At 52.5% G+C, this 21,958-nt stretch carries 27 protein-coding genes; 6 read left to right on the plus strand and 21 right to left on the minus strand.

Going from position 1 to position 21,958, the window contains the following annotated elements; all coding sequences use genetic code 11:
• The 6 genes from phsB (at position 1) to JQN59_RS08975 (ending at position 4,986) form a co-directional block, all read left to right on the plus strand.
• Positions 1-579, plus strand: a complete 579-nt coding sequence (gene phsB / locus JQN59_RS08950) for a thiosulfate reductase electron transport protein PhsB (protein ID WP_003834185.1) — start codon at positions 1-3, stop codon at positions 577-579.
• Entirely contained in the window at positions 576-1,343 is a 768-nt protein-coding gene (gene phsC, locus JQN59_RS08955; protein ID WP_048224373.1) for a thiosulfate reductase cytochrome B subunit, read from the plus strand. The genes phsB and phsC overlap by 4 nt, the downstream gene beginning before the upstream one ends.
• A 139-nt stretch (positions 1,344-1,482) precedes the next feature.
• On the plus strand, positions 1,483-2,655 hold the full coding sequence (gene dacD, locus JQN59_RS08960; RefSeq protein ID WP_149607967.1) for a serine-type D-Ala-D-Ala carboxypeptidase DacD: 1,173 nt from the start codon (positions 1,483-1,485) through the stop codon (positions 2,653-2,655).
• Positions 2,656-2,778: 123 nt separating this feature from the next.
• Positions 2,779-3,246 carry a DNA gyrase inhibitor SbmC gene (gene sbmC / locus JQN59_RS08965; protein WP_008785156.1) on the plus strand — a complete coding sequence of 156 codons (468 nt, stop codon included), beginning with the start codon at positions 2,779-2,781 and terminating at the stop codon, positions 3,244-3,246.
• Between the two features lie 107 nt (positions 3,247-3,353).
• Positions 3,354-4,412 (plus strand): FUSC family protein, encoded by a 1,059-nt coding sequence (locus tag JQN59_RS08970; protein ID WP_008785155.1) that lies wholly within the window; start codon positions 3,354-3,356, stop codon positions 4,410-4,412.
• Positions 4,413-4,650: 238 nt separating this feature from the next.
• Positions 4,651-4,986, plus strand: coding sequence for a DUF496 family protein (locus JQN59_RS08975; RefSeq protein ID WP_003834176.1), 336 nt, complete (start codon positions 4,651-4,653; stop codon positions 4,984-4,986).
• 40 nt (positions 4,987-5,026) lie between these two features.
• On the opposite strand, the gene JQN59_RS08980 is transcribed toward JQN59_RS08975, so the two are convergent.
• The 21 genes from JQN59_RS08980 to pduA form a co-directional block, all read right to left on the minus strand.
• Entirely contained in the window at positions 5,027-5,893 is an 867-nt protein-coding gene (locus tag JQN59_RS08980; protein ID WP_149607966.1) for an L-threonine kinase, read from the minus strand.
• Between the two features lie 92 nt (positions 5,894-5,985).
• Positions 5,986-7,200, minus strand: coding sequence for an acetate/propionate family kinase (locus JQN59_RS08985; protein WP_149607965.1), 1,215 nt, complete (start codon positions 7,198-7,200; stop codon positions 5,986-5,988).
• A complete protein-coding gene (gene pduV / locus JQN59_RS08990; RefSeq protein ID WP_149607964.1) occupies positions 7,185-7,637 on the minus strand; it encodes a propanediol utilization protein PduV in 453 nt (150 codons plus the stop codon). Before pduV ends, JQN59_RS08985 begins: the two co-directional genes overlap by 16 nt.
• Positions 7,638-7,641: 4 nt before the next feature.
• On the minus strand, positions 7,642-7,992 hold the full coding sequence (gene pduU, locus JQN59_RS08995) for a propanediol utilization microcompartment protein PduU (RefSeq protein WP_008785151.1): 351 nt from the start codon (positions 7,990-7,992) through the stop codon (positions 7,642-7,644).
• The gene (pduT, locus tag JQN59_RS09000) at positions 7,992-8,546 is read right to left on the minus strand and encodes a propanediol utilization microcompartment protein PduT (RefSeq protein ID WP_003030201.1); all 555 of its coding nucleotides are present in this window, start codon (positions 8,544-8,546) and stop codon (positions 7,992-7,994) included. The genes pduU and pduT overlap by 1 nt, the downstream gene beginning before the upstream one ends.
• A gap of 2 nt (positions 8,547-8,548) precedes the next feature.
• A complete protein-coding gene (gene pduS, locus JQN59_RS09005; RefSeq protein ID WP_149607963.1) occupies positions 8,549-9,904 on the minus strand; it encodes a cobalamin reductase PduS in 1,356 nt (451 codons plus the stop codon).
• The gene (locus JQN59_RS09010; RefSeq protein ID WP_149607962.1) at positions 9,901-11,013 is read right to left on the minus strand and encodes a 1-propanol dehydrogenase PduQ; all 1,113 of its coding nucleotides are present in this window, start codon (positions 11,011-11,013) and stop codon (positions 9,901-9,903) included. Before JQN59_RS09010 ends, pduS begins: the two co-directional genes overlap by 4 nt.
• 10 nt (positions 11,014-11,023) lie before the next feature.
• On the minus strand, positions 11,024-12,409 hold the full coding sequence (gene pduP / locus JQN59_RS09015) for a CoA-acylating propionaldehyde dehydrogenase PduP (RefSeq protein ID WP_048215996.1): 1,386 nt from the start codon (positions 12,407-12,409) through the stop codon (positions 11,024-11,026).
• On the minus strand, positions 12,406-13,413 hold the full coding sequence (gene pduO / locus JQN59_RS09020; RefSeq protein ID WP_149607961.1) for a two-domain cob(I)yrinic acid a,c-diamide adenosyltransferase PduO: 1,008 nt from the start codon (positions 13,411-13,413) through the stop codon (positions 12,406-12,408). Before pduO ends, pduP begins: the two co-directional genes overlap by 4 nt.
• A gap of 8 nt (positions 13,414-13,421) precedes the next feature.
• Positions 13,422-13,697 (minus strand): EutN/CcmL family microcompartment protein, encoded by a 276-nt coding sequence (locus tag JQN59_RS09025; protein WP_003030211.1) that lies wholly within the window; start codon positions 13,695-13,697, stop codon positions 13,422-13,424.
• Positions 13,698-13,700: 3 nt separating this feature from the next.
• Positions 13,701-14,192: a microcompartment protein PduM gene (pduM, locus tag JQN59_RS09030; RefSeq protein ID WP_008785146.1), complete on the minus strand. Its 492-nt coding sequence runs from the start codon at positions 14,190-14,192 to the stop codon at positions 13,701-13,703.
• A complete protein-coding gene (locus tag JQN59_RS09035; protein ID WP_008785145.1) occupies positions 14,189-14,821 on the minus strand; it encodes a phosphate propanoyltransferase in 633 nt (210 codons plus the stop codon). The genes pduM and JQN59_RS09035 overlap by 4 nt, the downstream gene beginning before the upstream one ends.
• Positions 14,821-15,285, minus strand: coding sequence for a BMC domain-containing protein (locus JQN59_RS09040; RefSeq protein WP_136392086.1), 465 nt, complete (start codon positions 15,283-15,285; stop codon positions 14,821-14,823). The genes JQN59_RS09035 and JQN59_RS09040 overlap by 1 nt, the downstream gene beginning before the upstream one ends.
• A 24-nt stretch (positions 15,286-15,309) precedes the next feature.
• Entirely contained in the window at positions 15,310-15,585 is a 276-nt protein-coding gene (pduJ, locus tag JQN59_RS09045; protein ID WP_001057752.1) for a propanediol utilization microcompartment protein PduJ, read from the minus strand.
• Positions 15,586-15,604: 19 nt separating this feature from the next.
• Complete coding sequence (locus JQN59_RS09050; protein WP_048216000.1) at positions 15,605-15,955, minus strand: glycerol dehydratase reactivase beta/small subunit family protein; 351 nt, start codon at positions 15,953-15,955, stop codon at positions 15,605-15,607.
• Positions 15,945-17,777 (minus strand): diol dehydratase reactivase subunit alpha, encoded by a 1,833-nt coding sequence (locus tag JQN59_RS09055; protein WP_149607960.1) that lies wholly within the window; start codon positions 17,775-17,777, stop codon positions 15,945-15,947. Before JQN59_RS09055 ends, JQN59_RS09050 begins: the two co-directional genes overlap by 11 nt.
• A gap of 15 nt (positions 17,778-17,792) precedes the next feature.
• The gene (gene pduE / locus JQN59_RS09060) at positions 17,793-18,311 is read right to left on the minus strand and encodes a propanediol dehydratase small subunit PduE (RefSeq protein WP_149607959.1); all 519 of its coding nucleotides are present in this window, start codon (positions 18,309-18,311) and stop codon (positions 17,793-17,795) included.
• Between the two features lie 14 nt (positions 18,312-18,325).
• Positions 18,326-19,000: a propanediol dehydratase medium subunit PduD gene (gene pduD / locus JQN59_RS09065; protein ID WP_003834131.1), complete on the minus strand. Its 675-nt coding sequence runs from the start codon at positions 18,998-19,000 to the stop codon at positions 18,326-18,328.
• A 10-nt stretch (positions 19,001-19,010) separates the two neighbouring features.
• Positions 19,011-20,675, minus strand: a complete 1,665-nt coding sequence (gene pduC / locus JQN59_RS09070; protein WP_003030249.1) for a propanediol dehydratase large subunit PduC — start codon at positions 20,673-20,675, stop codon at positions 19,011-19,013.
• Between the two features lie 18 nt (positions 20,676-20,693).
• Positions 20,694-21,506 (minus strand): propanediol utilization microcompartment protein PduB, encoded by an 813-nt coding sequence (gene pduB, locus JQN59_RS09075; RefSeq protein ID WP_003834129.1) that lies wholly within the window; start codon positions 21,504-21,506, stop codon positions 20,694-20,696.
• Entirely contained in the window at positions 21,506-21,787 is a 282-nt protein-coding gene (gene pduA, locus JQN59_RS09080; RefSeq protein WP_003030255.1) for a propanediol utilization microcompartment protein PduA, read from the minus strand. Before pduA ends, pduB begins: the two co-directional genes overlap by 1 nt.
• Positions 21,788-21,958 lie beyond the last annotated feature (171 nt).

Consider the following 21,958-nt stretch of genomic DNA (forward strand, 5'->3'; position numbering starts at 1 on the left):
ATGAATCAATCTACAAACCCTTATGTCATGCTGCATGACGAGAAACGCTGTATCGGCTGTCAGGCATGCACGGTTGCCTGCAAAGTTCTGAATGATGTGCCAGAGGGATTTAGCCGTCTACAGGTGCAGATCCGTTCACCCGAACATGAACCCGAGGTGCTGTCCCACTTCCAGTTTGTTCGCGTTTCCTGTCAGCATTGTGAAGATGCGCCTTGCGTCAGCGTTTGTCCGACCGGTGCATCATTTCGCGACGAAAATGGCATTGTGCAAGTGGATAAGTCTCGCTGTATTGGCTGTGACTACTGCGTTGCCGCTTGTCCGTTCCATGTCCGTTATCTCAATCCGCAAACGGGAATTGCCGACAAATGTAACTTCTGCGCAGATACCCGACTCGAGAGCGGTCAATCGCCCGCCTGCGTTTCCGTTTGTCCGACGGATGCGCTGAAATTTGGTCGTCGTGACGATCCGGAAATTCAGCACTGGATAAATCAAAAAGAGGTTTATCGCCAGCAGGATACGCGTAGCGGTCCGGTGAGTGTTTATCGGCGTAAAGAGATCCATCAGGAGGGTAAAGCATGAATTCTATCTGGGGAGCAGAGCTTAACTATGCGCCGGACTACTGGCCGCTGTGGCTCATTTATGCAGGCGTTGTTGTTGTGCTGATGATTGCGGGCCTGGTTATGCACGCGCTGTTACGTCGGATGCTGGCACCCAAGACGGCAACCGGAGAAGAGCACCGGGATTACCTCTATTCTCTGGCAGTCCGCCGCTGGCACTGGGGTAATGCGCTGCTTTTTATCCTGCTTTTGCTGAGTGGCCTGTTTGGGCACTTCTCTGTCGGACCGGTGGCATTGATGGTGCAGATACATACCTGGTGCGGTTTCGCCTTGTTGGCCTTCTGGGTTGGTTTTGTGCTAGTCAACGCAACCAGCGGCAACGGTTGTCATTACCGGGTGAAGTTTAATGGGTTGATATCACGCTGCTTGTTGCAAACGCGCTTTTATCTGTATGGCATCATGAAGGGTGAACCACACCCGTTTGCCGCAACGGCAGAGAGTAAATTTAACCCGCTACAACAGCTGGCTTATCTGGCCATCATGTATGCGCTGGTTCCGCTGCTAATCATCAGCGGGTTGTTATGCCTCTACCCGCAGGTGATAGGGGCAGGGCCTGTGATGCTGGTGCTGCATATGGTGTTGGCGATTGTCGGCTTACTGTTCATCTGTGCACATATTTACCTGTGCACGCTGGGTGACACGCCGGGGCAAATTTTCCGCAGCATGATAGATGGCTATCATCGTCATCGTAGCCATCACGCAGAAACGGCACCGCGCAAAGGGTAACGCCAGACGCGGTCGATATCTGAAATCCTTTCCTTACAGCAAGAAAATGTGCCTTATGTCACATTTTCTTGCAATTTATCCATGTTTGTTCGCCAGAACTTCCGTAAAAAGAACGGCTATTTCTCCATTTCCTGAGGACATGCTGTTGAAACGCCGTTTGTTTATTGCCGCTTCACTATTTGCGATGAGTTTTTCGCCCGCGTACGCGACTGACGTCGCCAGTTTCGCTCCACAGCCTCCAGCAATTAATGCCGGGGCGTGGGTATTAATGGATTACACCACGGGCCAAATCCTGACAGCCGGAAATGAACACCAGCAGCGCAACCCTGCCAGCCTGACCAAGCTGATGACCGGCTATGTTGTCGATCGCGCAATCGACAGCAAGCGTATTAGTCCGACAGATATTGTCACTGTAGGACGAGATGCCTGGGCGAAAGATAATCCGGTATTCGTCGGTTCATCCTTAATGTTCCTGAAAGAAGGGGATCGCGTATCTGTGCGCGATCTGAGTCGCGGGTTAATTGTTGATTCCGGTAATGATGCCTGTGTGGCGCTGGCGGATTACATCGCCGGAGGGCAGCCGCAGTTTGTCGCGATGATGAACAACTATGTGCAAAAGCTGAACTTGCGGGACACGCATTTTGAAACGGTACATGGTCTGGATGCGCCAGGTCAGCATAGCTCAGCTTACGATCTGGCCGTGCTTTCGAGAGCTATCATCCATGGAGAGCCGGATTTCTACCATATGTACAGTGAAAAAAGCCTTACCTGGAACGGAATCACGCAGCAAAACCGTAACGGTTTGTTGTGGGATAAAACCATGAACGTCGATGGTCTGAAGACAGGACATACCTCCGGCGCTGGATTCAACCTGATTGCTTCTGCCGTTGATGGGCAGCGCCGCCTGATTGCAGTTGTGATGGGGGCGGAGAGTGCGAAAGGGCGTGAAGACCAGGCGCGAAAACTGCTGCAATGGGGACAACAGAACTTCGATACCGTGCAGGTTTTACGTAGCGGTAAGCAGGTTGGTATTGAACGGATCTGGTACGGCGATAAAGAAAAAATTAGCCTTGGCACAGAGCAGGATTTCTGGATGGCTCTGCCTAAAGCCGAAGTCGCTAATATCAAGGCAAAATATGTTCTTGATAAGAAAGAACTGGTTGCCCCCATTACTGCCCATCAACGTGTGGGGGAAATTGAACTCTACGATCGGGATAAACTGGTGGCGCACTGGCCTCTGGTTACGCTGGAGTCTGTCAACGAAGGCGGCGTCTTCTCGCGTTTGAGCGATTACTTCCACCACAAGGCGTAGTTTTTCCTGATGTGCCTGACTGGCAAGAGTGCGAATCTGCTCACATAATAATCACTGATTCCTTGTGGCCGTCATACCTAAAAATTACACTGTATATAAATACAGTGTAATAACGGAGGTTATATGGAGTACGAGATAAAGCAGGTCGAGAAACGCATAATTGCCGGTTTCCATATGGTTGGACCGTGGGAACAAACGGTAAAGCAGGGTTTCGAGCAGTTAATGATGTGGGTCGACGGTAAGCAGATCGTACCGCTGGAATGGATAGCTGTTTATTACGACAATCCTGACGTTGTTCCGGCGGAAAAACTGCGTTGTGATACCGTGGTGTCTGTGCCTGAAGGTTTTGAGATCCCAGAAAACAGCGAAGGGGTGATCCAGACCGAACTGGCGGGGGGCGACTATGCTATCGCCGTTGCGCGCGTTGAAAATCATGACTTTGCGACGCCGTGGTATCAGTTCTTTGAGCGCCTGCTGCAGGATTCGACGTATGCGATAGCCGCTAAACCCTGCTTTGAAGTTTATATGAACAATGGCATGGAGGACGGTTACTGGGACATTGAAATGTACGTGCCGGTACAGTCGAAGTAACTGTTTTTGGTGTAAATCAGGATGAATGTCCTGGTCATCAGGGTGATGTTTTCACTCAAAAAACAGGTACAATTCTGTTCTTTGCAATTCCCTGACGGAGTGCATGAGTGCGTGCAGATAAGTCACTGAGTCCTTTTGAAATTCGTTTGTATCGTCATTATCGTGTGGTGCATGGTGTTCGCATTGCGCTGGCGTTTCTTTTTACTTTTCTGTTGGTTCGCCTGTTGAACATTCCTGAAGGTACATGGCCTCTGATTACGCTGGTGGTAATCATGGGGCCTATTTCCTTTTGGGGGAACGTTGTCCCCAGAGCGTTTGAGCGTATTGGTGGGACAATTCTGGGTTCGGTACTTGGGCTGGTGGCTCTTCGTCTGGAGCTCTTTTCACTTCCGCTAATGCTGATATGGTGCGCGGTGGCGATGTTTCTCTGCGGCTGGCTGGCACTGGGTAAAAAGCCGTATCAGGCGTTGCTGATTGGTATAACGCTTGCGGTCGTTGTGGGTGCCCCCGCTGGAGATATGAACACAGCGTTATGGCGCGGTGGCGATGTTATTCTGGGTTCATTACTGGCAATGCTGTTTACCGGTATCTGGCCGCAGCGGGCATTTATACACTGGCGAATTCAGCTGGCGCATTGCGTAACGGGGTACAATCGAGTGTATCAGGCTGCGCTATCTCCCAACCTGCTGGAGCAACCGCGACTGGAAAAGCATTTACAACAGCTTTTAAGCGATGTTGTCAAAATGCGTGGGCTCATCGTTCCTGCCAGCAAAGAAACCCGCATTCAAAAATCCATCTTTGAAGCTATTCAGACGGTTAATCGCAACCTGGTCTGCATGCTTGAGCTGCAAATCAATGCGCTATGGGCCAGCCGTACCAGCCACTTTGTCATGTTGAATGCGCATACTTTGCGTGAAACACAGCTCAGGACACAACAGGCGCTACTGACGATAACCCACGCATTGTATGAAGGTAATCCACAACCGGTGCTTGCCAATACGGAAAAACTCAATGACACCGTGGTGGAGTTACGTCAGCTTATTGCTGAGCATAAGGGCGATAATGTCGCTGAAACGCCCATTCACGGCTACGTTTGGCTAAATATGGAAATGGCGCGACAGCTGGAGTTGCTCTCTCATTTGATCTGTCGCGCGCTGCGCAAATAAAGAGCAGATGAGGGGATTGGTTCTACTGCTGCTTCGATTCAGCAACGAATAGAGGTATGATACTGAAAAAGGCTAAAACCATTGGTAACTGCAATGGCTTTACCCTCGATAATTCAGGTTTCAACCATGCATGGTCGATGCAGATGCAACTTGAAGTATGGCGGGCATGAAAGTAATGTTGACCCACTTTAGCCGTTGTTTTAACGAATCCGAATCTCACATTATCAGGGGTGTAAAAATGGAAACTACCAAGCCTTCTTTCCAGGACGTGCTGGAATTTGTTCGTCTGTTCCGTCGTAAAAACAAACTGCAACGTGAAATCCAGGACGTTGAGAAAAAGATCCGTGACAACCAGAAACGTGTTCTGCTGCTGGACAACCTGAGCGACTACATCAAGCCTGGAATGAGCGTGGAAGCGATTCAGGGCATTATCGCCAGCATGAAAAGCGATTATGAAGATCGTGTTGATGATTACATCATCAAAAACGCTGAGATCTCTAAAGAGCGCCGCGACATCTCTAAAAAGCTGAAAGCGATGGGCGAAGTGAAAAACGGCGAAGCGAAAGCCGAGTAACGATTTTATGCTTGTCCGGGTCGCTGCTTAGCGGCGGCCCTTATTGCAGTTCGACCCCGCCAGTTACCATCCGCAACAAATGCTGTTCCGGCCAGTGTTCCGTTAATTTTTTCTGCGTCAGCATCCATTTAATGTAGTCCACATCATGACGCTTTCTGTCGAGCATCAGACCGACTACGCTGCCACTGTGCGCAACGTTGACACCGTATAAATCACATTCTTCTACCAGCGCTAAAAGTGAATCAAAATTTGGTTTAGGTAACAGCAACTGGCTGGCGATCGCGCTCAGCGTGGCGGCTTCACCCATCCGATAAGGATTTTGACTGACACAGGCTTCCTGTACCTTTTCCCATGCGCGTTTCAGCGTTGGAGCGCCTGCCAGTAACCCTGACTGGCGTGGAGTACGGTGATAATCAGCAGTAAGCAAGGTTTCCGGACTTTCGAGAACCAGCAGATCGAGTTGAGGCTGGGCTTCACAGGCAATTTGCGTGGAGGCGTCGTTATGATCGAACAGCGTAAGCTGGCGGAAAACGGTGCTGTCGGTAGGTTCCAGCGAAACGCAAAGCTGCGCCAGAGTGGATTCGTCTAGCTGATGCCCCAGATACTGCGCCGTGGCGATTGCCGTGGCGGCGATATCCGCTGTGCTGCTGGCCATCCCTTTAGCGACAGGAATGGTTGACTGGACATCAATTCGGATATCCTGACTCATGTGTGCCGGGTATTGCCAGTGCAGCAATAACCTCTTAACCATCGCCCGCGAAAGTGGGCGTTCATCTGTCAGCGGTGAACCTGAAGTGACCTCAACGGTGCTATACCATTCAACCGGGCAGGAGACCAATTTCTCACTGCCCAGAATCCAGCCCTGGATAAGTTCTCCGCACGATGCGGGACATTGCGCAACAGCCACGTCTTCACCTATGTGATCAGCAATCCTCGGCGCATAGTGTCATGGCGATCGCGCTATTACCATGATTTGCCGCAATTTGCGGTGCGGCAGTATTATGCAGGAATGCCCAATGTCACAGTTTCAGATATTGCTAAACGCATAACGTCTTGCGCAATCATCAGCTCTTCATTGGTATTAATCACAGCTACTTTGACCATCGCATTTTCCGTCTGAATGAAGGTGGTATTACGCTGATTTTTTTCCTCATCAACGGCCAGCCCCAGGAAATTCAGGTTACGACAAATCGCAGCGCGCGCCCGTGCGGAGTTTTCGCCAATACCACCGGTAAATACCAGGGCATCCAGACCGCCCATCTGCATAATATAGCTACCAATGGTGGCACGAATGCGCTCAGCAAAAAGCGTCAACGCCAGCGCAGCCTGGTGATTGCCCGTATCTGCGGCATGTTCAACGTCGCGGTAGTCAGGGGAGATGCCAGAAACACCGAGCAATCCGGACTCATTGTTGAGCAATTGGTTGAGCTGCTGCGGTGTTTTGCCTTCTCGCAGGGCAATCCACGGTAAAATGGACGGATCGATATCGCCACTTCGCGTGCCCATCATCACGCCAGACTGCGGCGTAAAGCCCATTGACGTATTCACCGATTGTCCGCCTTTGATGGCGCAGATGCTGCTGCCGTTGCCCAGATGACAACAAACAACGCGCAGGGCGCTGAGTGGTACACCCAGTTTTTCAGCAAGCTGTGAGCTAACGTATTTGTGGCTGGTACCATGAAAACCATAGCGACGAATACCCAACTCTGAATAGTAACGCCAGGGCAGGGGATAGATGAAAGAAGGCTCATCAAGCGTTTGATGAAAGGCAGTGTCGAACACCGCAACGGCTGGCGTTTTGGGCAATAGCTGGCGGAATACCGCGATCCCCAACGCATTTACCGGGTTATGCAGAGGGGCCAGTTCCGCGAGTCGCTCGATTTCTGCGAGCGTTTCATCAGTTACCAGCGCAGAGTCTTTAAAGGATTCCCCGCCGTGCGCGACGCGATGGCCCACGCCGTCGATCTCTTCCAGACTGCTGATAATGTGGTGGTTGAGCAGTTTTTCCAGGAGCAACGTTACGGCTTCACGGTGATCGGCTACGGGCAAAGTCTCCTGCCATTTCTGCGCTGGTGTTTTTAGGGTGACCTGCGCATCAGACAAACCGATACGTTCAATCAACCCCTGACAGATCATTTCACCCTGCGGCATCGCCAGTAGTTGAAATTTAAGCGAGGAACTACCTGCATTAATGGCCATTATTTTGTGAGACATGAAGGTTCCTTTGCATTCAGAAAAATGAACATCTCATCGACCCCAGTATTCTCCAGCGCGCTGGTGACAAATACTTTTTGCGCGCCAGCCTGAACTATCCAACTCTCCACAAGAGAAATACGCTGCGGGTTGGCTAAATCGGCTTTGGTAACGAGGCCAATAACTGGTCGGTTCATTGGTCCGGTAAAACCGGGAGAAAATGGTGACCACGGCGCGTCAGCATTGAGTACCAGGGCAATAATGTCTGCTTCACAGGCGCTGGCCAGCAGCGCGCTGTACAGGCAGCGGTTCTCAAGATATTCACCCGGTGTGTCTATTGTCGTAGGAGACCAGACTATGGCCTGAGTTTTCTGGTAGTGAAGCGCTTCTCCCCGCATGCACTGTGTGAGCGATGTTTTACCGCACTGGCTGGGGCCAATTAGCATGATACGTTTCATGAGATTACGTCCGAGTGATGGGACACGCGGTAAAACGCATCATTTCGCCCAGCGTTCGGGTTACCTGTTTCAGCGCGTACTCAACGGCGGAAACATCACCCGTCAGAACCACCGCACCGGTAAACCTGTCGAGAAAACCAATCTCTACCGCCCCGGATTTCGTGGCGATATCACAGGCGATGATTGAGGCTTCGCTGGGGGTAATGGTCAGAATACCGATTGCGGAAACCGCATCTGGTAATCCCAGCTTCTTGAACAAATCTTTACCTGGATTAGCAATAAGATGCGCCAGCGTGACCTGTTTGCCAGGAACATATTCCTGAATCATTCGATCCGTGGTGGGTTGTCTTTCCATTATCCCTCCACCATTTGTCGCCACATGCTTTCATGCGGGCGAGGTATGACCGAGCGGTAAACCAGCAGGCCTTTTTCTCCCGCACTTTCACTGGCAACCGTCACTGCGTTATTCACATCGGATACATCGCCAGCAACGACCATGTAGCACTTACCGCCAATACCAAATGCCATATGGACGCGTACCAGCGTGACGTTGGAGGCTTTAACCGCCCGGTCGGCGGCGCAGATGCAGGCAGCAACGCTCCATGTTTCGACAATACCAACTGCCTGACGCTTATCCACGCTGTTTAGCCCGCTGATTGCGGGGAGTACGCTGGCATGAATGTTGGGGAGTACCAGACTGTCAACGAGCATATCGCCGGCAAGAGATGTTCCAGTGGCAATCGCCTGCTGTACGGCACCTACGTCACCACCGAGCATGAGTAGAAATTTTCCCGGGCAGATGGTCTTGCTGACCAGTAAATTCACATTCGCGCTTTTTAACATGGCATCACCCGCTTCCATTCCTTTGGCAATGCTGGTGAGTTCTAAAATCCCTATAGCCTGAGACATGATTAACCTCTAATTACCGTGATAGATTGCTCAGTGATTTCGCTGACAATACCGTCAATGCTGGCGTGAACAGGCGCGCCTAATGCACCGGACGGCACATCGGCAACGCATTGACCGCGAACAACGTGTTCGCCTTGTTCTACACATGGGATGGCGCTGGCACCAATATGCTGGCGTAACAACAGCGTCGTTTTATCTGTGGAATAATCAGTTTCAGCCAGTGGCGCATCGTGATACCAGTCGCTAAGACCCAGTTTGGTAATAAGGCGCTTAACCGGGATCAACCGGTACTTCGCCATTTCATCCTCAGGATTTAGCGGCCCTTCATAACGATGGTTGAGCGCCCGCAGCTCGCGTTTCAGCATACGGTTGATGCGCATCGGTGAAATCCCAACCGGGCAGGCTACGCTTTCACACACGTTGCATTCTGAACAGGTCAGGGCCGTGAGCAGCAGCTGCGGTGTGGCCGCCTGCTGATAATTAACCGCACGAACCAACAGGTGCGGGGATAATTCATGGCCGATCAAATGTCTTGGGCACAAATCCGTACACAAACGGCACTGCTCGCAAACGGTTTTTGCTACAGAAAGCACGGTGCGTTCATCCTGCATCCGCCGCTGAATCAACGCATGAGACTTAGGCAAAACCAGCAGGCCCCCGGTGGTCTTGCTTACGGGGGTATCCAGTGAAGTAATCAGGCCGCCCATCATCGGACCACCGTTAATAAAGCCGGGATCGTCAACGGTTGCGCCACCGGCCAGCGCCAGAACGTCACGTAAAGACATTCCGATAGGGACAGTGAGTGTGATGGGACTGGCGACTGCACCGTTAACGGTCAGGGTGCGACGCGTAACGGGGTACTGCTGCTCAACTGCTCTGGCGATGTTGAGCACGGTCTGAACGTTATTGACCACCACACCGACGCTGACCGGCAGCGCGGCAGGCGGAACTCTCCGACCTGTTGCCATCCAGATGGTCAGAACCTCGTCACCAGCCGGGTAGACATCAGGCAAAATATGTAAGCGGATCCCGGCAGGTAGAAGGGGTGTTAATGCATTGATAGCACCTTGGTATTTCTCCTTGAGCGCAATAATTCCGGCACTGGCTCCCGTCGCCGTCATGGCATATTGAACGCCGCGGATAAGTCGCTCAGCCTGGACGGCCATCAACTGCTGGTCAACTTTCAGCATTGGCTCACATTCAGCCGCATTGACCAGAAAGGTATCGACCTGCGCCTGTAATTTTACGTGAGTAGGAAAGCCTGCGCCTCCGGCTCCGACAACACCCGCTGCGCGAACGCGTTCGCTAATGGTCTGTGCATCATAAAGCGTGGACTCTGCCGTCATGGCTGTCTTCATAATAATTCCTCAAGCAGTTCCTGCATGGCACTGGCATCGGCAACACGAGGATTGGTTTGCAGCGTGACGTCAGCCAGCGCGGCCTGAACCATCGACGGGATACGTTGTGACCAGACTTGCTTTCCGTCTTTAAGCGCGTCAACGAAAGAAGGTAACGCACACTGTTTTTTGAGAAGCTCAATTTGATGAATGAGCGTATTCAGCGCAGCCGTATCGTTCGCATTATCCGGGCATAAATGGCAGGCTTTAGCAAAACGGGCATAGCGCTTCGCAGCTCGCGGATCGCGGGCATTAAAATGAATGACATGGGTCAGCAGCAGCGCATTGGCAAGTCCATGCGGCAGATGAAACTGACCACCCAATTGATGGGCAATTGCATGATTGATCCCCAGTCCAGCCTGACTAAATGCCATTCCCGCGAGCGTTGATGCATTGTGCATTTTCCCCCTGGTTGCCAGACAGTCGCCTTTGCTGACGGCGACAGGCAGGTACTGGAAGACGATTTGAGCCGCTTTTTCAGCCAGTGCGTCTGTGAAGTCGCTGGCCTTCGTGGACACGTAAGCCTCCAGCGCATGCGTTAACACGTCCATGCCGGTATTCGCGGTGATGGCAGGTGGTACGCTGACAACCAACGTTGGATCAAGGATGGCCATGTCCGGGTAAAGCGCATTATTAAACAATGGATATTTAATGCCTTTATCCGGATCGCTAATCACGCAGGCACTGGTTACCTCGGAGCCTGTGCCGCTGGTGGTGGGAATTGCGACACAGGTTTCAATTTCAATACCGAACTGTCGGCTGAACCAGACGATGGCTTTTGCGGCGTCCAGTGCTGAGCCGCCACCAAAACCCATCACGACGTCCGGTCGCAGGGACTGCATTTGTGCAATCCCTTGTACTACCGTACCGATGGTGGGATCGGGGGTGATATCGCTGAAAATGCTGATGCGGTTATCCGCTGGCAGAGCGTTGCGCAGCTTTTCAATCAGGGGAGAACGCGCGAGAAAACCATCGCAAATAATCCAGATATGCTTATTCGTGAAACGCTTGAGCACATCCAGACTTCCCTGGCCGCTGTACAATCGAGTTTGCAGTGAAAAGCTATTCATAACGGCCCCATTAGCGAATAGAAAAACCGTTTGTCAGCACGCAACGACGAGAGCGTGCGAAAGTGCGCGCAGATGTTGTTCCTTCACCGGTTGGCGTCGCAATAGTGAAGGTTGTAAAACCTTCGCCACCAACGCCGATCCCGGCGTAAGAGGGGCCATTTTTCACAAAGATGGAGGTCTGAAGCGTGCGCGCGGCAAGGTTCAAACGTGACACATTTTGCGAATGCATAATGGCGGTGTGATGCAATCCCTCTTCAACTTTCAGGGCCAACGTTAATGCACTGTCAAAATCGCTCACCGTTACGACGGGGAGCATTGGCATCAATTGCTCGCTGGTAACCCACGGGTCGTCAGCCTTGACGATGCCTGTCAGTAATCGAGGTGCTTTTGCCGGAACCGGTATTCCTGCTGCTTCCAGTAAGGTTGCTGGGCTTTTACCTACCAGTTTTTTATTGGCTATGCCTTCTGGTAGACAGACAGCGCGCAGTTTGTCTACCTCTTCGCTATTGAGAAGCATCGCACCAAAAGACTGCATCTGTTGAACCAGTCGTTCGGCAACGGCATCAACAACAATCAGGCTCTTCTCAGCAATGCAGGGGAGGTTGTAATCAAAGGATGCGCCATTGATGATATCTTCCGCCGCCTTAACCAGATCGGCCGTTTCATCAACAATGCAGGGTGGATTTCCTGCGCCTGCGCCAATGACTTTTTTCCCGCTTTTCATGCCCATAGCAACAATGCCAGGGCCACCGGTAATCGCCAGAACTGCGATTTTAGGGTGCGCCATCATCTGCTGGGTAGCCTCAAAAGTGGGTTCTGTGACCGTGACGACAAGATTACGAATTCCGCAGCAACGGAAAGCAATATCTTCAATCATGGCAATCAGCTTGAGTGAAACCTTTTTAGCACCCGGATGCGGACTGAAGTAAACGCTATTCCCTGCCGCCAGCATGCTGATGCTGTTGTTAATAATGGTCTCTGTCGGGTTAGTACTGGGGGCGACAGAACCAATCACGCCAAATGGGGAATACTCGAATAACACCATGCCGCCGTCACCGGTTAACGCCGTGGTAGTGAGATCTTCGATTCCTGGAGTGTTGTCCAGCGCAGCTTTATTCTTGAGGAATTTATCCTCTTTGTTGCCCATTCCTGTTTCAGCTGCGCTCTCAGCGGCCAGTGAAGCAAGATGAGGCGTCAGTTCTTCGCGTAGGGCGTTTATGATAGCGCTGCGGGTTTTCAATGGACATTGCTGGTAACGCAGAAAAGCCTGATGCGCTGCATCGATAGCTTCGCCAACGGACGGAAAAATACCGTTACCCTGAACTTCTGCTTTTGCCGGGGCGAGTTGCTCACTCAAAATGTTACGAATAAGGGTTTCAAGTTCTGAAGTATTCATTGATGTGTTCTCACGTTAATCGCCGCAATGGCCGTTTCTGCAATGTCCATATCCTGTTCAACGCTTCCTCCGCTGATGCCAAGACCCCCGAGGAGTAAACCCTCACGCCATAATGCGTACCCGCCACCGAAGGTGACGACTTTTCCCTGCATATGGCTTTCCAGACCGTAAAGCGCAGCGCCGGGTTGCACTGCCGATGTCAGCTCATGCGTGGCGGTTTTCATCGCCACGGCAGTCCAGGCTTTTTTGGGTGCCAGTTCGCTACTCACGAGTAAAGCGTCAGGCATGCGCCAGGCCACCATTTGGGTCCCGTTCGCATCAACAATGCTTATGACGACCGGAACCTGAAGTTCTTCTGCTCTCGTCACCGCAGCGCGAGTGAGTTGGTGGAGCTCCTGAAAAGACAGAGACATAGTCGGCTCCTTTATGGCTGGTGCTTGAACGGCAGCGAGATAGCGCTCAGCCACTTTCTGAATGATGTCGTTTTGATGTGCGTCATGATCTTCTGCCCGTGCAATTGCATATAAGCAGTCGGACAGGCGATTGATATAACGCATCAGCACGTGTCTGACGGATATCTCGGTGGAGAGCTCGACCAGTCGTCTCTCTGCGCGGCGTGCCAGCGTACGGGCAAAGTGCAGTCGGCTGGCGGCTTCGCTGCGGCCAGGTAGAATAAAGCTGCGCAGGGGCGGTACTCTTCCCATTGCGGTATCGATGGCCGCTTCCAGTGCTGCAATTTCTTCTGAGCTGATGTAGCGCTGCTCTGGCGTTGGTTCTTCGCTTTCGCTTGCCAGTTCGGCGCTGAACCAAAAAAGCTGCAGCTGGATATTCTCAAGTAACTGCCGGTGCTGCGGGTTTTTCGCTGCACAAATGCACAGACTTAGCGCCGCATTCAGTTCGTCCAGCGTACCGTAGGCTTCCACGCGTGGATGCGTTTTGCTCACGCGCTGTCCGGTAAAGAGGGCTGTTGTTCCGGTATCACCAGTGCGGGTATAAATCGCCATAATTCCTCCTAACGAGAAAGCGTGTCGACAATGCCGACGATAGCCAGATCGATGGCCTCGTTAGGGCCAGAAAAAACGTGTCTGGCGCTGGATCCGCTGCTGAGTAATACCAGTTCGCCGGTCCCTGCGCCGACAGAATCAACAGCGACTTCATCTCCACTCACCGGGGATGCAGGAAGCTCTCCGTCAGCACTTACCCGACGTACCAGCAACAGTTTTTTTCCCACCAGTGATGGGGATTTTTGCGTGGAAACCACAACGCCTGTAACCCGGGCCAGATGCATAGCTCACTCCTGCTTAATTAGTTGGACATTTCGCAGACTGACTGCTTCCTGAGCCAGAGCCGTCACGACACACCGACGGCGCAACACCAGTACGCCATCCCTTAATTGGGCGACGTCGGCATAGCTGAGAAGCTTCTCAGGATGCAAAAAGATGATTCGTCCCCGTTCGTCATTGAACTCCAGCGGCAGACGTGCGAGTTTTTTCACGGGGATTGCGGGTAACAATCGGTGTTGTAGTGAAATTTTCACGCGGACTCCGCATGCCAGCGCGTCGTGAATCTTTCCCACCGACATGTTGGCTGGGCAGCCTTCGGCAATTTGTTCCAGTAATGGCAGATCCACTTGCTGGAGATGGAGCGACGAGTACTGGCAGCATACTGTCCGTGAATCGATTTCCCGTAACTGCGCGACGCTAAGAGTGAGCGTGCTTTCCGCGCGTTTTTTTAATCGGGAAACAACCTCCTCGATAATGCGTTGCAGCAGTTCGTTGTTCATCGTGAGGTCACCAGTGTGGCGAATGCCTGGGGATTATCAGCGCCTGCGGCATTGGCTTCGTCTGTATCGATATGCATTTCGAGGCGCATATCCGGCGAAACGCGTACGGCGACGTTATCGAAAATCAGTCGACGTTCATCGCCATTAATGGCAACCGAGACTTTATCACCATGGGAAACCCGCAGAATCAGAGCATCGAGCGGAGACATATGGATATGCCGTTGGGCGACGATCACCCCAGATGCTAAGTCCAGTTCAGCAAATGGGCTGACGAGACGAACACCGGGTGTGCCCTGAATATTGCCCGACATCCGCAGCGGAGCAGCAATTCCCAACGTGCGGGCGTCGGTACGAGAAATTTCGACCTGGCTGGTACTGCGCAGCGGGCCGAGTAAACGCACATTTTTTAACTGACCTTTTGGTCCCACCAGCGTGACAGTCTGCTCTGCTGCATATTGTCCCGGCTGCAGCAGCCCTTTTTTCTCACTAATGGGGTGATTGGGAAACAAGCGACCGTAATCTTCAGCGCACAGATGAATATGACGATTAGAGATCCCCAGCGGAATCGGGCGCTCGCGCATTTCATCCAGAACCTTAGCGACAGTGGTCTCCAGTTGCTGTTTATCCATTACGCTTCACCTCGTTTGCCAGAGTGAAGACAAAGCGTGCGCGGCTCGCCTTTTTGGCGAGGGCAGGCAGGATCAAGACACAAATTGCAGCTAATCAACTCTGCATCTTGCGGTGCTTCGGGTACATCATGGTCTACAAATATCTCTTCATGCGGTACGGCTGGTATGGGTTCGGGCGTTGGCTCAGGCTCCAGGACAACGCTATGCGACAGGATCCCGTCCCCGGGTCTGGAAATGACTTTGTGAGCCACCAGTCCATCTCGCTGGTCAGCGAAACTGACACCGGTGGAAATGGCCGCCTGGACGGAGGCCACATCCCCGATTATCTTGATCACCGTCCAGCCTGAGCCGTTGGTTTTTTCGAGGCCCACCAGCGTGATGGAGGCGGCTTTCGCCATGACGTCCGCGCAACTGATGGCTAATGCCAGACCACTAACTTCAAGTAATCCCAGTGAGTGCTTCACGCTGTGCTCCTTGGTTGCAACGACTTATGCGGATTTAGGTAAAATGGCTTCAACGTCGCTGTGCGGACGCGGGATAACGTGGCAGGATTTCACCTCACCAACGGCGCTTGCGGCTGCGCTTCCAGCATCTACGGCTGCTTTCACCGCGCCGACATCACCGCGAACCATAACGGTGATAAGGCCAGAGCCGATTTTTTCGTAACCAACCAACTGCACGTTTGCGGATTTCACCATGGCATCAGCGGCTTCAATAGCGCCGACAAGCCCTTTTGTTTCAACCAGTCCCAGTGCGTTATTCATACTGCTTTTCTCCTGTGGGTTATGAGTGGCATTCCCGGAACGGAATGCCTTTAACCAGCCGCGCAGCGTTGTTACCAATGCTGCGGCGATCGTGGCTATTTTGTTGATACGTCAGCGTAAAAAGTGGTGCTGACGTGGGTAAGTTTTTGTAGTGCACGACCAGTTTTTCGCTGCTACAGCCAATACCGACCAGCAATGGAGACTGGCAGGCGGCCAACCATGCGTTGTGGATAACGTCAGTTGAGCTACTCTCCTGAATCACAAAGGGAATCCCTTCTTCTTCAATACCCAGCAGTACGTCATTCCAGACGTCAGCACAGTCAGCACTGGTGAAGATAACGATGGCTGGTGTGGTGAGATTACTTTCCATGAGCGAATGCCTTATGCCAGGAGAGAATCAGTCCTGTCGCAACCGCATTGCGCGGACCTTCGGTACCACGAATGTTGCCGCGCCCGGCAACCAGTCGATAATGCGCCAGAGCATCGGTGACCAGCTGTGGAACTTCAAAATCCAGAGATGAGCCGCCAACCAGTACCACAAAGGGAATATCCCGAATGTTCCCGGTCGGACTGACCTGGCGTAGCGCTCTGAGTGCGTTAGTAACGAAAACGCGCTCCTTGGCGCTGCGACGAATGGCCCGTACTTTCTCCAGCGCCAGTTCACCAGGCAGTGGCACCAGTTCATCGGGTTTCACTACGCACACGCGCGCAAAAACCGTTGGTGGGAGAGGCGTAGGGAAGAACTGAACGCTGCCGTCTTCGTGGCGAAGGTGGAACAAGCTCTCAACTTTCGCCAACGGATACTTTTTAATTTCTTCAGCGAGATAACGGTCATCCAGACCCAGTTCACGGGCAATGATCATCGTGACCATATCGCCTGCGCCTGCCAGGTGCGTGGCAATAATTTCGCCCTTAGGATTGATGATAGAAGCGTCGGTTGAACCCGCGCCGAGATCCAGAATAGCCAGTGGTCGTGTTGTGCCCGGAGTTGTTAAGGCTCCCAGAATGGCAGCTTCGGCTTCGGCCCCGCCAACCTGGACGTCAATGTTGAACTTTTGCGTGATCTCCTGGGCAATCATCGCCATTTGCAGGCGGTCTGATTTCACCATGGAGGCTATGCCGACAGCCTGCTCCAGCGAGAACTCACCGGCAAGTCCACCCGTCACACTGACGGGAACCGAGGTATCGACCGCCAGCAGATCCTGAATAAAAATTTCATGACTGGGTTTGTTGGTTAATTCAGCCATCGTCTGGCGCACATGCTCCAGCATGCCGCCAATATTGGTGCCAGCTTCTCCGGTAACGTTATCCAGTTTCGGGCATTCACCAACCTCTTTCATAATCGCTTCGGCGCCCGCGGCAACGTCGACCCGTACGGTACGACCCTGAGACTGTAGCTCCAGATTTCCGGCAGGAATCGCTCGCGCTTTCACATCACCTGACGGCGTTTTCACCACCACGGCTGAACGGTTGCCGATCAGCGCCCGTGCCATCGGAACAATGTTTTTAGTCTCATCGGCATTGAGGCCAAAGACAGTTGCAATGCCGTAGGGGTTAGAAAGGGTTTCAATGACCTTTCCTGGTACAGCGACCTCAATGGCAGCCAGCATCCCCAACGGGATGCGGTCGATATGAAGGACTTCATCGACGATGGGCAGGGGGTGAGTCAGACGATTGCTGACCAACACGCCATCGTCCTGCTGCAAAATAACGCCAGTTAACTGGTATCCAGCTCGGACGGAGGCATTAATCATCGTAGCGACATCGGCGAAATCAAATGCCGATGACACCACCAGAATATAGGGCGTATCCGCCGGGCGACTGAGAAGGTCTTCCGGCGTAATAGTGACGCCCACGCCTAACCCGACGCCGCCCGGTGTTTTAGGGTTATGGCCGATCATGGTGGATTCAGTGATGATGGTTTCGGTTATTGTTTCCATCGCCACGTCGCCAATGACCGGGGTGGCTTCGTTAATACGGATGAGCGAAATATCGCTGACATTGATACCGGCGTTTTTTGCCGCCAGCGTAAGGGCCTCCTGAATGCCAAACACATTACGTAATGTGCCCTTAATTCCGGTGGTTTCTGCCAGCGCGCTGCCGGTGATGCTCAGCACGCCAGACTCATCCAGAGTAGCCAGAGCGACTTCCGTTGATGAGTTGCCTATGTCAATGCCAGCTATATATCGCATGATCCTGTCCCTGAGTTAGTCGTCGCCTTTGAGTTTTTTACGCTCAACGTACAGCGCTGCCGCTTCACGAACGAAAGCTGCACAGATTTTTGCCTGATAACGATTTTCGAGATCGTCGGCGATAGCCATCAGCTCATCTTTTGTTGAGCGGTACGGGCGCAGCGCGTTGTAGATCTCAAGAATGCGATCGTCAGGAACAGCGGTTAGCTCGGCTGCGCGCTCGAAGTTCATCGCCAGCCTGTCACGTCCGGCATCTTTGGCAATTTCCGCCTGCAGGCGCAGTGTTTCAGGGGTGATGCGCATGTCCTGCGCGGTCACTTTGTTGCTCAGAACATTTTCAAGCGTGAAGTCGTCCAGCGTTTTGTTGGTCGCAGTTTTTACCCACTCAGGATGTTTTTTCGCGAGAGGGTAATCCGTGACTTTCGCGGTATGTGCTGATGAACTCGCCGCGGGCGGAGTCGCAGACTCGCCTTGCAGGCTGTTCATCCGGCTCAACACATCCCGAACCATCGATTCAATTGCGTCGGTATTCATGGAGGTATCCTTTATCAAAGCGCCACGCGCAGTTCCTGCGGGTTTTTGCCTGTCACAACGTATTTGGTCTCTTTAATGTGCAGAATGGCTGATTTGGCCTGGTACTTAGGACGGGCCATCTGGTCATTCAAAGTAGGGACCGGTTGCGGAGATTCACGCTTGGCATAACGCGCGGCGTTTTTACCGATCTGACGATAGGTTTCCAGCGTCAGAAGCGGTGCCTGAGGGAACAGCTCCAGGTTTGAAAGCGGCGGTAACCCCTGCTGGTGGATCACCGTGGTACCTTTTGACTGGATGCCGATAGAGATCCCGGAACCGCTCAGACGGTTCCCCTCAACGGCGACAAACGCCACATCGGAGGATTTAAAGCAGCGGATAACGCGCGCTTTAATGCCTTCTTCTTCAATACCGGCAATCACTTCGCGCAAGATATTCTTATGCGGGATCCCTACGATATTGACGGTTTGCGAGAGCCCGAACGCCGGCCCTACGGCAATAATCACTTCGTCCTGTTGCTGGCCTTGTTTGGCTTCACCAATCTCGGTCAGAAAGCTGTCTCCCTGTGTCGCCGCAGCCTGAGGTGCGCTTGCCGCTGTAGATGCGCGGAAAGAGACGGGTTTGTCGCTGGTCTGCATTTCAGACAACACATCTTCAATTATCTGGCGCAGCAGTTTTTCATTAATTTCCATTTTTCACCCCTTAGCCAAGCTCGTTGGGATCAAGTGCGCCAGGGATGTTTTTGATCTCTTCCCAGCGTTCGCCTTGCAGGCGATAACCTGTTGCCGGACCGGCATAGTCGTTAACATCATTGACAGCGGATAGCACCTGTCCGTCGCCAACGATAATGGCGGAGGTATGCAGGTAATCCCCGGTTAACTTGGCTTTCTGGATGTTGAGCATGTCCTGAGCGACATCGGTAAATCCGCCCTGAGCTAGGGCTTTCACCACTTCCAGACCGTTACGGTTTTTATTGATGATCTCTTGTGCAAACTTGATGTCTTCAACGATGTTACGTTCCGGCATATCTTTCGAACCGTGGGCGTAAGTCGCAGCTTCCACTTCTTCATCAGTGATTGGTGGTAATCCCATCCCGGCAAAGACGGCCTGCAGCGCACGTGCCGCTTTGTTACGAATGGCAATAACGTCTTCTTCCCGAACCGGGCGCAGACCACCGTCTACTTTCAGGTCACGCTGGAGAACGTTGTAGTCGTCAAAATCTTCAGCATCTTCGTTCGAACCCGCAAACATGTTGTCGTAGTTCGGCACCGCGGAATAACCAGAAGAAATGAAGTCAGTACCCGGCAGGAACTGCATCAGCAGACGCGCAGTACGACGCATATCCGAGTGGGTAAAGGTTTGGTCGTTGCTGGAGGCGCATTCCAGATCCAGAGAGGAACAAATCAGGTTTTCAGCCAACACTGCACGAATGCCTGACGGCACGGCGGAAGGGACACCGATGCAGCTTACTGAACCGTTTTGCAGGCCCTGTACACCCGCAGCTTTGGTGATGTAAATGCAGCGGGCTTCCAGATAAAGCATCGATTTGCCTTCGGCGTAACCCATCTGAACTTCTGAGCCAGAGCCGGAGGTAAAGCGCATTTTCAGACCACGGGAAGCATAGGACGAGGCGAGGAAGCCTTTCGACCATGGCGTGTCATCGCCGTCGGTAAAGACGGGTTCAGTACCATAGACGGAGATGGTTTCCGCGTAGCATGTGTGGCCTAGCATGCCGAGTTTAAGTTCGGTAGCTTCTTCCAGCGAGCACTGGGTTAATACGCCCGGGCGTCCAACCTGTGAGCCGACTAACAGCGCAATGGCGTTAAATGGCGCATAACGTGCAACGGCAACGGTCGTTTCCTGCTCGTCAAACCCGCGCCATGCGCCTTCAGCGGCATCAGCGGCAATCTGCACCGGGTTATCTTTGACGTTAGTGACGTGCGCTTGTTGAGAGGGTGTACGACGAGCGCGCATTTTCTGCATCGCCATCATCATCTCAACGACGTTCATATGGGACACCACTTCGACAATTTTTGCCGGCGTCATTGCGGTGGTCAGCGGCACTATGTCTTTGCGCTTTACGTTAGGGTCGCAAAGCATATTGGCCAGTTTGACCGAGTCCATCGCCATGACCTCTTCAGCGCGCGCCAGGTTAATGCCATAGCGGGCAATGAAATGGTCGATTAAGTCAAATTCACTGGCGGATTTACCGTCCAGTTCAGTGACTGTACCGTTGACGATTTTAATCGACGGTTTGGGGTCGTTCGGGCTTTCCATCGCAATGAAGCCTTCTTCGATCCACTCCTTAACGAAACCATCCTGATTCACAGGGCGTTTCGCCAGTGCTTCAAATCTTTTCGATCTCATGAATCAGCCTCACTGATATCAGATGTAGGACGGACGATCGTTTTTCGGCTCTGAGCCGAGGGTCCCGAGTACGGTTTTACCGATTTCACGGGCGGAGATAACGGCCTGACGAACAGCGCCAGAGTCACCCGAAATAACCAGAATGGCTTCGTTACTGAAGCTGGTGCCATGGGCAGGGGAGCTGTAGGCCACAACTTCCACGTTGGCGGATTTCAGGGCCGTATCGGCCATCAGGACACCAACAGATGCCGGCGCGCCGACGATAACGCCACAGGCACGGCCAATCGGTGCGCCAAAGGCTTTTTCCAGTGCGTAGCTGGCGCGTGCGGTGTACTGCATTTCGATGTGACCGGCTTCGTTGGCATAAACATCGCCAAAGGTGCGATCAAGTTCTTTCAGTGCGACTTCAATGCCACGTTTCACGTCGGAAACATCGTTGCCACCAAGGATAATCAGCGAGCCATGACCTGCGCCGCCTTTGGTATCACGTGGTAACTCAATACTGACGACTTCAGTATTGGTGGCTTTTACCGCTTCATCGGCGGCCATGATGTGCGGGCCAGCGCCAGTACGGGCACCAAGGATGCCAATGGAGCGATACCGTTTTTCAAGTTTCATTGCGTCCAGTAGGGCGCTGTCTACGTTGGCGATTACCAGACCGACGGTGTCGCCAATCGCGGTACCGACAAACTCCGTTAAACTGCAGCTTTTCTCTGCCATAGCCGTTTCTCGTGTTGGGGGATTATTTTCAGGGATAGCCTGCTGTTCCGGCGTTGCCACGCGAGCAATCACCTGCGCCATGATCTGTTCAACCAGCTCATTGCTGCTCATTAGCTAATTCCCTTCGGTAAGATTTTTTCTACATCGGTATGCGGGCGTGGGATGACGTGTACGGCTTTCACTTCTCCCACATTACGGGCTGCGGCGGCACCTGCATCTGTTGCTGCTTTGACTGCGCCGACATCGCCACGGACAATGACTGTTACCAGCCCCGAACCAATTTTTTCGTAGCCGACCAGCATTACATTGGCTGACTTCACCATTGCATCTGCGGCCTCTATGGCTGCAGTTAAGCCTTTGGTTTCTACCATTCCTAACGCTTCTTGTTGCATAAAGACCTCGCCTGGGTTGTCCCGATTTTCATGACTATAAAAAGAAGCGAGGAAAAAGAATGGCTGAGTTGAAAGTAAGAGTGAAAAAATAGTGGGGTTATGGTGAGATAAAATTGCCATTTATCATTATAACAATTTGTTTTTGTTGGTTATTTTTAGTTTAGGTGATGT

Source organism: Citrobacter sp. B72 (assembly GCF_016894305.1).
In the GTDB taxonomy this organism is placed as follows: Bacteria; Pseudomonadota; Gammaproteobacteria; order Enterobacterales; family Enterobacteriaceae; genus Citrobacter; species Citrobacter portucalensis.

Excerpts from the sequence above, each read along its gene's own strand:
- phsB (WP_003834185.1), top strand. The coding sequence starts at position 1 with ATGAATCAATCTACAAACCCTTATGTCATGCTGCATGACGAGAAACGC.
- phsC (WP_048224373.1), top strand. The coding sequence starts at position 576 with ATGAATTCTATCTGGGGAGCAGAGCTTAACTATGCGCCGGACTACTGG.
- dacD (WP_149607967.1), top strand. The coding sequence starts at position 1,483 with ATGCTGTTGAAACGCCGTTTGTTTATTGCCGCTTCACTATTTGCGATG.
- sbmC (WP_008785156.1), top strand. The coding sequence starts at position 2,779 with ATGGAGTACGAGATAAAGCAGGTCGAGAAACGCATAATTGCCGGTTTC.
- JQN59_RS08975 (WP_003834176.1), top strand. The coding sequence starts at position 4,651 with ATGGAAACTACCAAGCCTTCTTTCCAGGACGTGCTGGAATTTGTTCGT.
- JQN59_RS08985 (WP_149607965.1), bottom strand. The coding sequence starts at position 7,200 with ATGTCTCACAAAATAATGGCCATTAATGCAGGTAGTTCCTCGCTTAAA.
- pduV (WP_149607964.1), bottom strand. The coding sequence starts at position 7,637 with ATGAAACGTATCATGCTAATTGGCCCCAGCCAGTGCGGTAAAACATCG.
- pduU (WP_008785151.1), bottom strand. The coding sequence starts at position 7,992 with ATGGAAAGACAACCCACCACGGATCGAATGATTCAGGAATATGTTCCT.
- pduT (WP_003030201.1), bottom strand. The coding sequence starts at position 8,546 with ATGTCTCAGGCTATAGGGATTTTAGAACTCACCAGCATTGCCAAAGGA.
- pduS (WP_149607963.1), bottom strand. The coding sequence starts at position 9,904 with ATGAAGACAGCCATGACGGCAGAGTCCACGCTTTATGATGCACAGACC.
- JQN59_RS09010 (WP_149607962.1), bottom strand. The coding sequence starts at position 11,013 with ATGAATAGCTTTTCACTGCAAACTCGATTGTACAGCGGCCAGGGAAGT.
- pduP (WP_048215996.1), bottom strand. The coding sequence starts at position 12,409 with ATGAATACTTCAGAACTTGAAACCCTTATTCGTAACATTTTGAGTGAG.
- pduO (WP_149607961.1), bottom strand. The coding sequence starts at position 13,413 with ATGGCGATTTATACCCGCACTGGTGATACCGGAACAACAGCCCTCTTT.
- JQN59_RS09025 (WP_003030211.1), bottom strand. The coding sequence starts at position 13,697 with ATGCATCTGGCCCGGGTTACAGGCGTTGTGGTTTCCACGCAAAAATCC.
- pduM (WP_008785146.1), bottom strand. The coding sequence starts at position 14,192 with ATGAACAACGAACTGCTGCAACGCATTATCGAGGAGGTTGTTTCCCGA.
- JQN59_RS09035 (WP_008785145.1), bottom strand. The coding sequence starts at position 14,821 with ATGGATAAACAGCAACTGGAGACCACTGTCGCTAAGGTTCTGGATGAA.
- pduJ (WP_001057752.1), bottom strand. The coding sequence starts at position 15,585 with ATGAATAACGCACTGGGACTGGTTGAAACAAAAGGGCTTGTCGGCGCT.
- JQN59_RS09050 (WP_048216000.1), bottom strand. The coding sequence starts at position 15,955 with ATGGAAAGTAATCTCACCACACCAGCCATCGTTATCTTCACCAGTGCT.
- JQN59_RS09055 (WP_149607960.1), bottom strand. The coding sequence starts at position 17,777 with ATGCGATATATAGCTGGCATTGACATAGGCAACTCATCAACGGAAGTC.
- pduE (WP_149607959.1), bottom strand. The coding sequence starts at position 18,311 with ATGAATACCGACGCAATTGAATCGATGGTTCGGGATGTGTTGAGCCGG.
- pduD (WP_003834131.1), bottom strand. The coding sequence starts at position 19,000 with ATGGAAATTAATGAAAAACTGCTGCGCCAGATAATTGAAGATGTGTTG.
- pduC (WP_003030249.1), bottom strand. The coding sequence starts at position 20,675 with ATGAGATCGAAAAGATTTGAAGCACTGGCGAAACGCCCTGTGAATCAG.
- pduB (WP_003834129.1), bottom strand. The coding sequence starts at position 21,506 with ATGAGCAGCAATGAGCTGGTTGAACAGATCATGGCGCAGGTGATTGCT.
- pduA (WP_003030255.1), bottom strand. The coding sequence starts at position 21,787 with ATGCAACAAGAAGCGTTAGGAATGGTAGAAACCAAAGGCTTAACTGCA.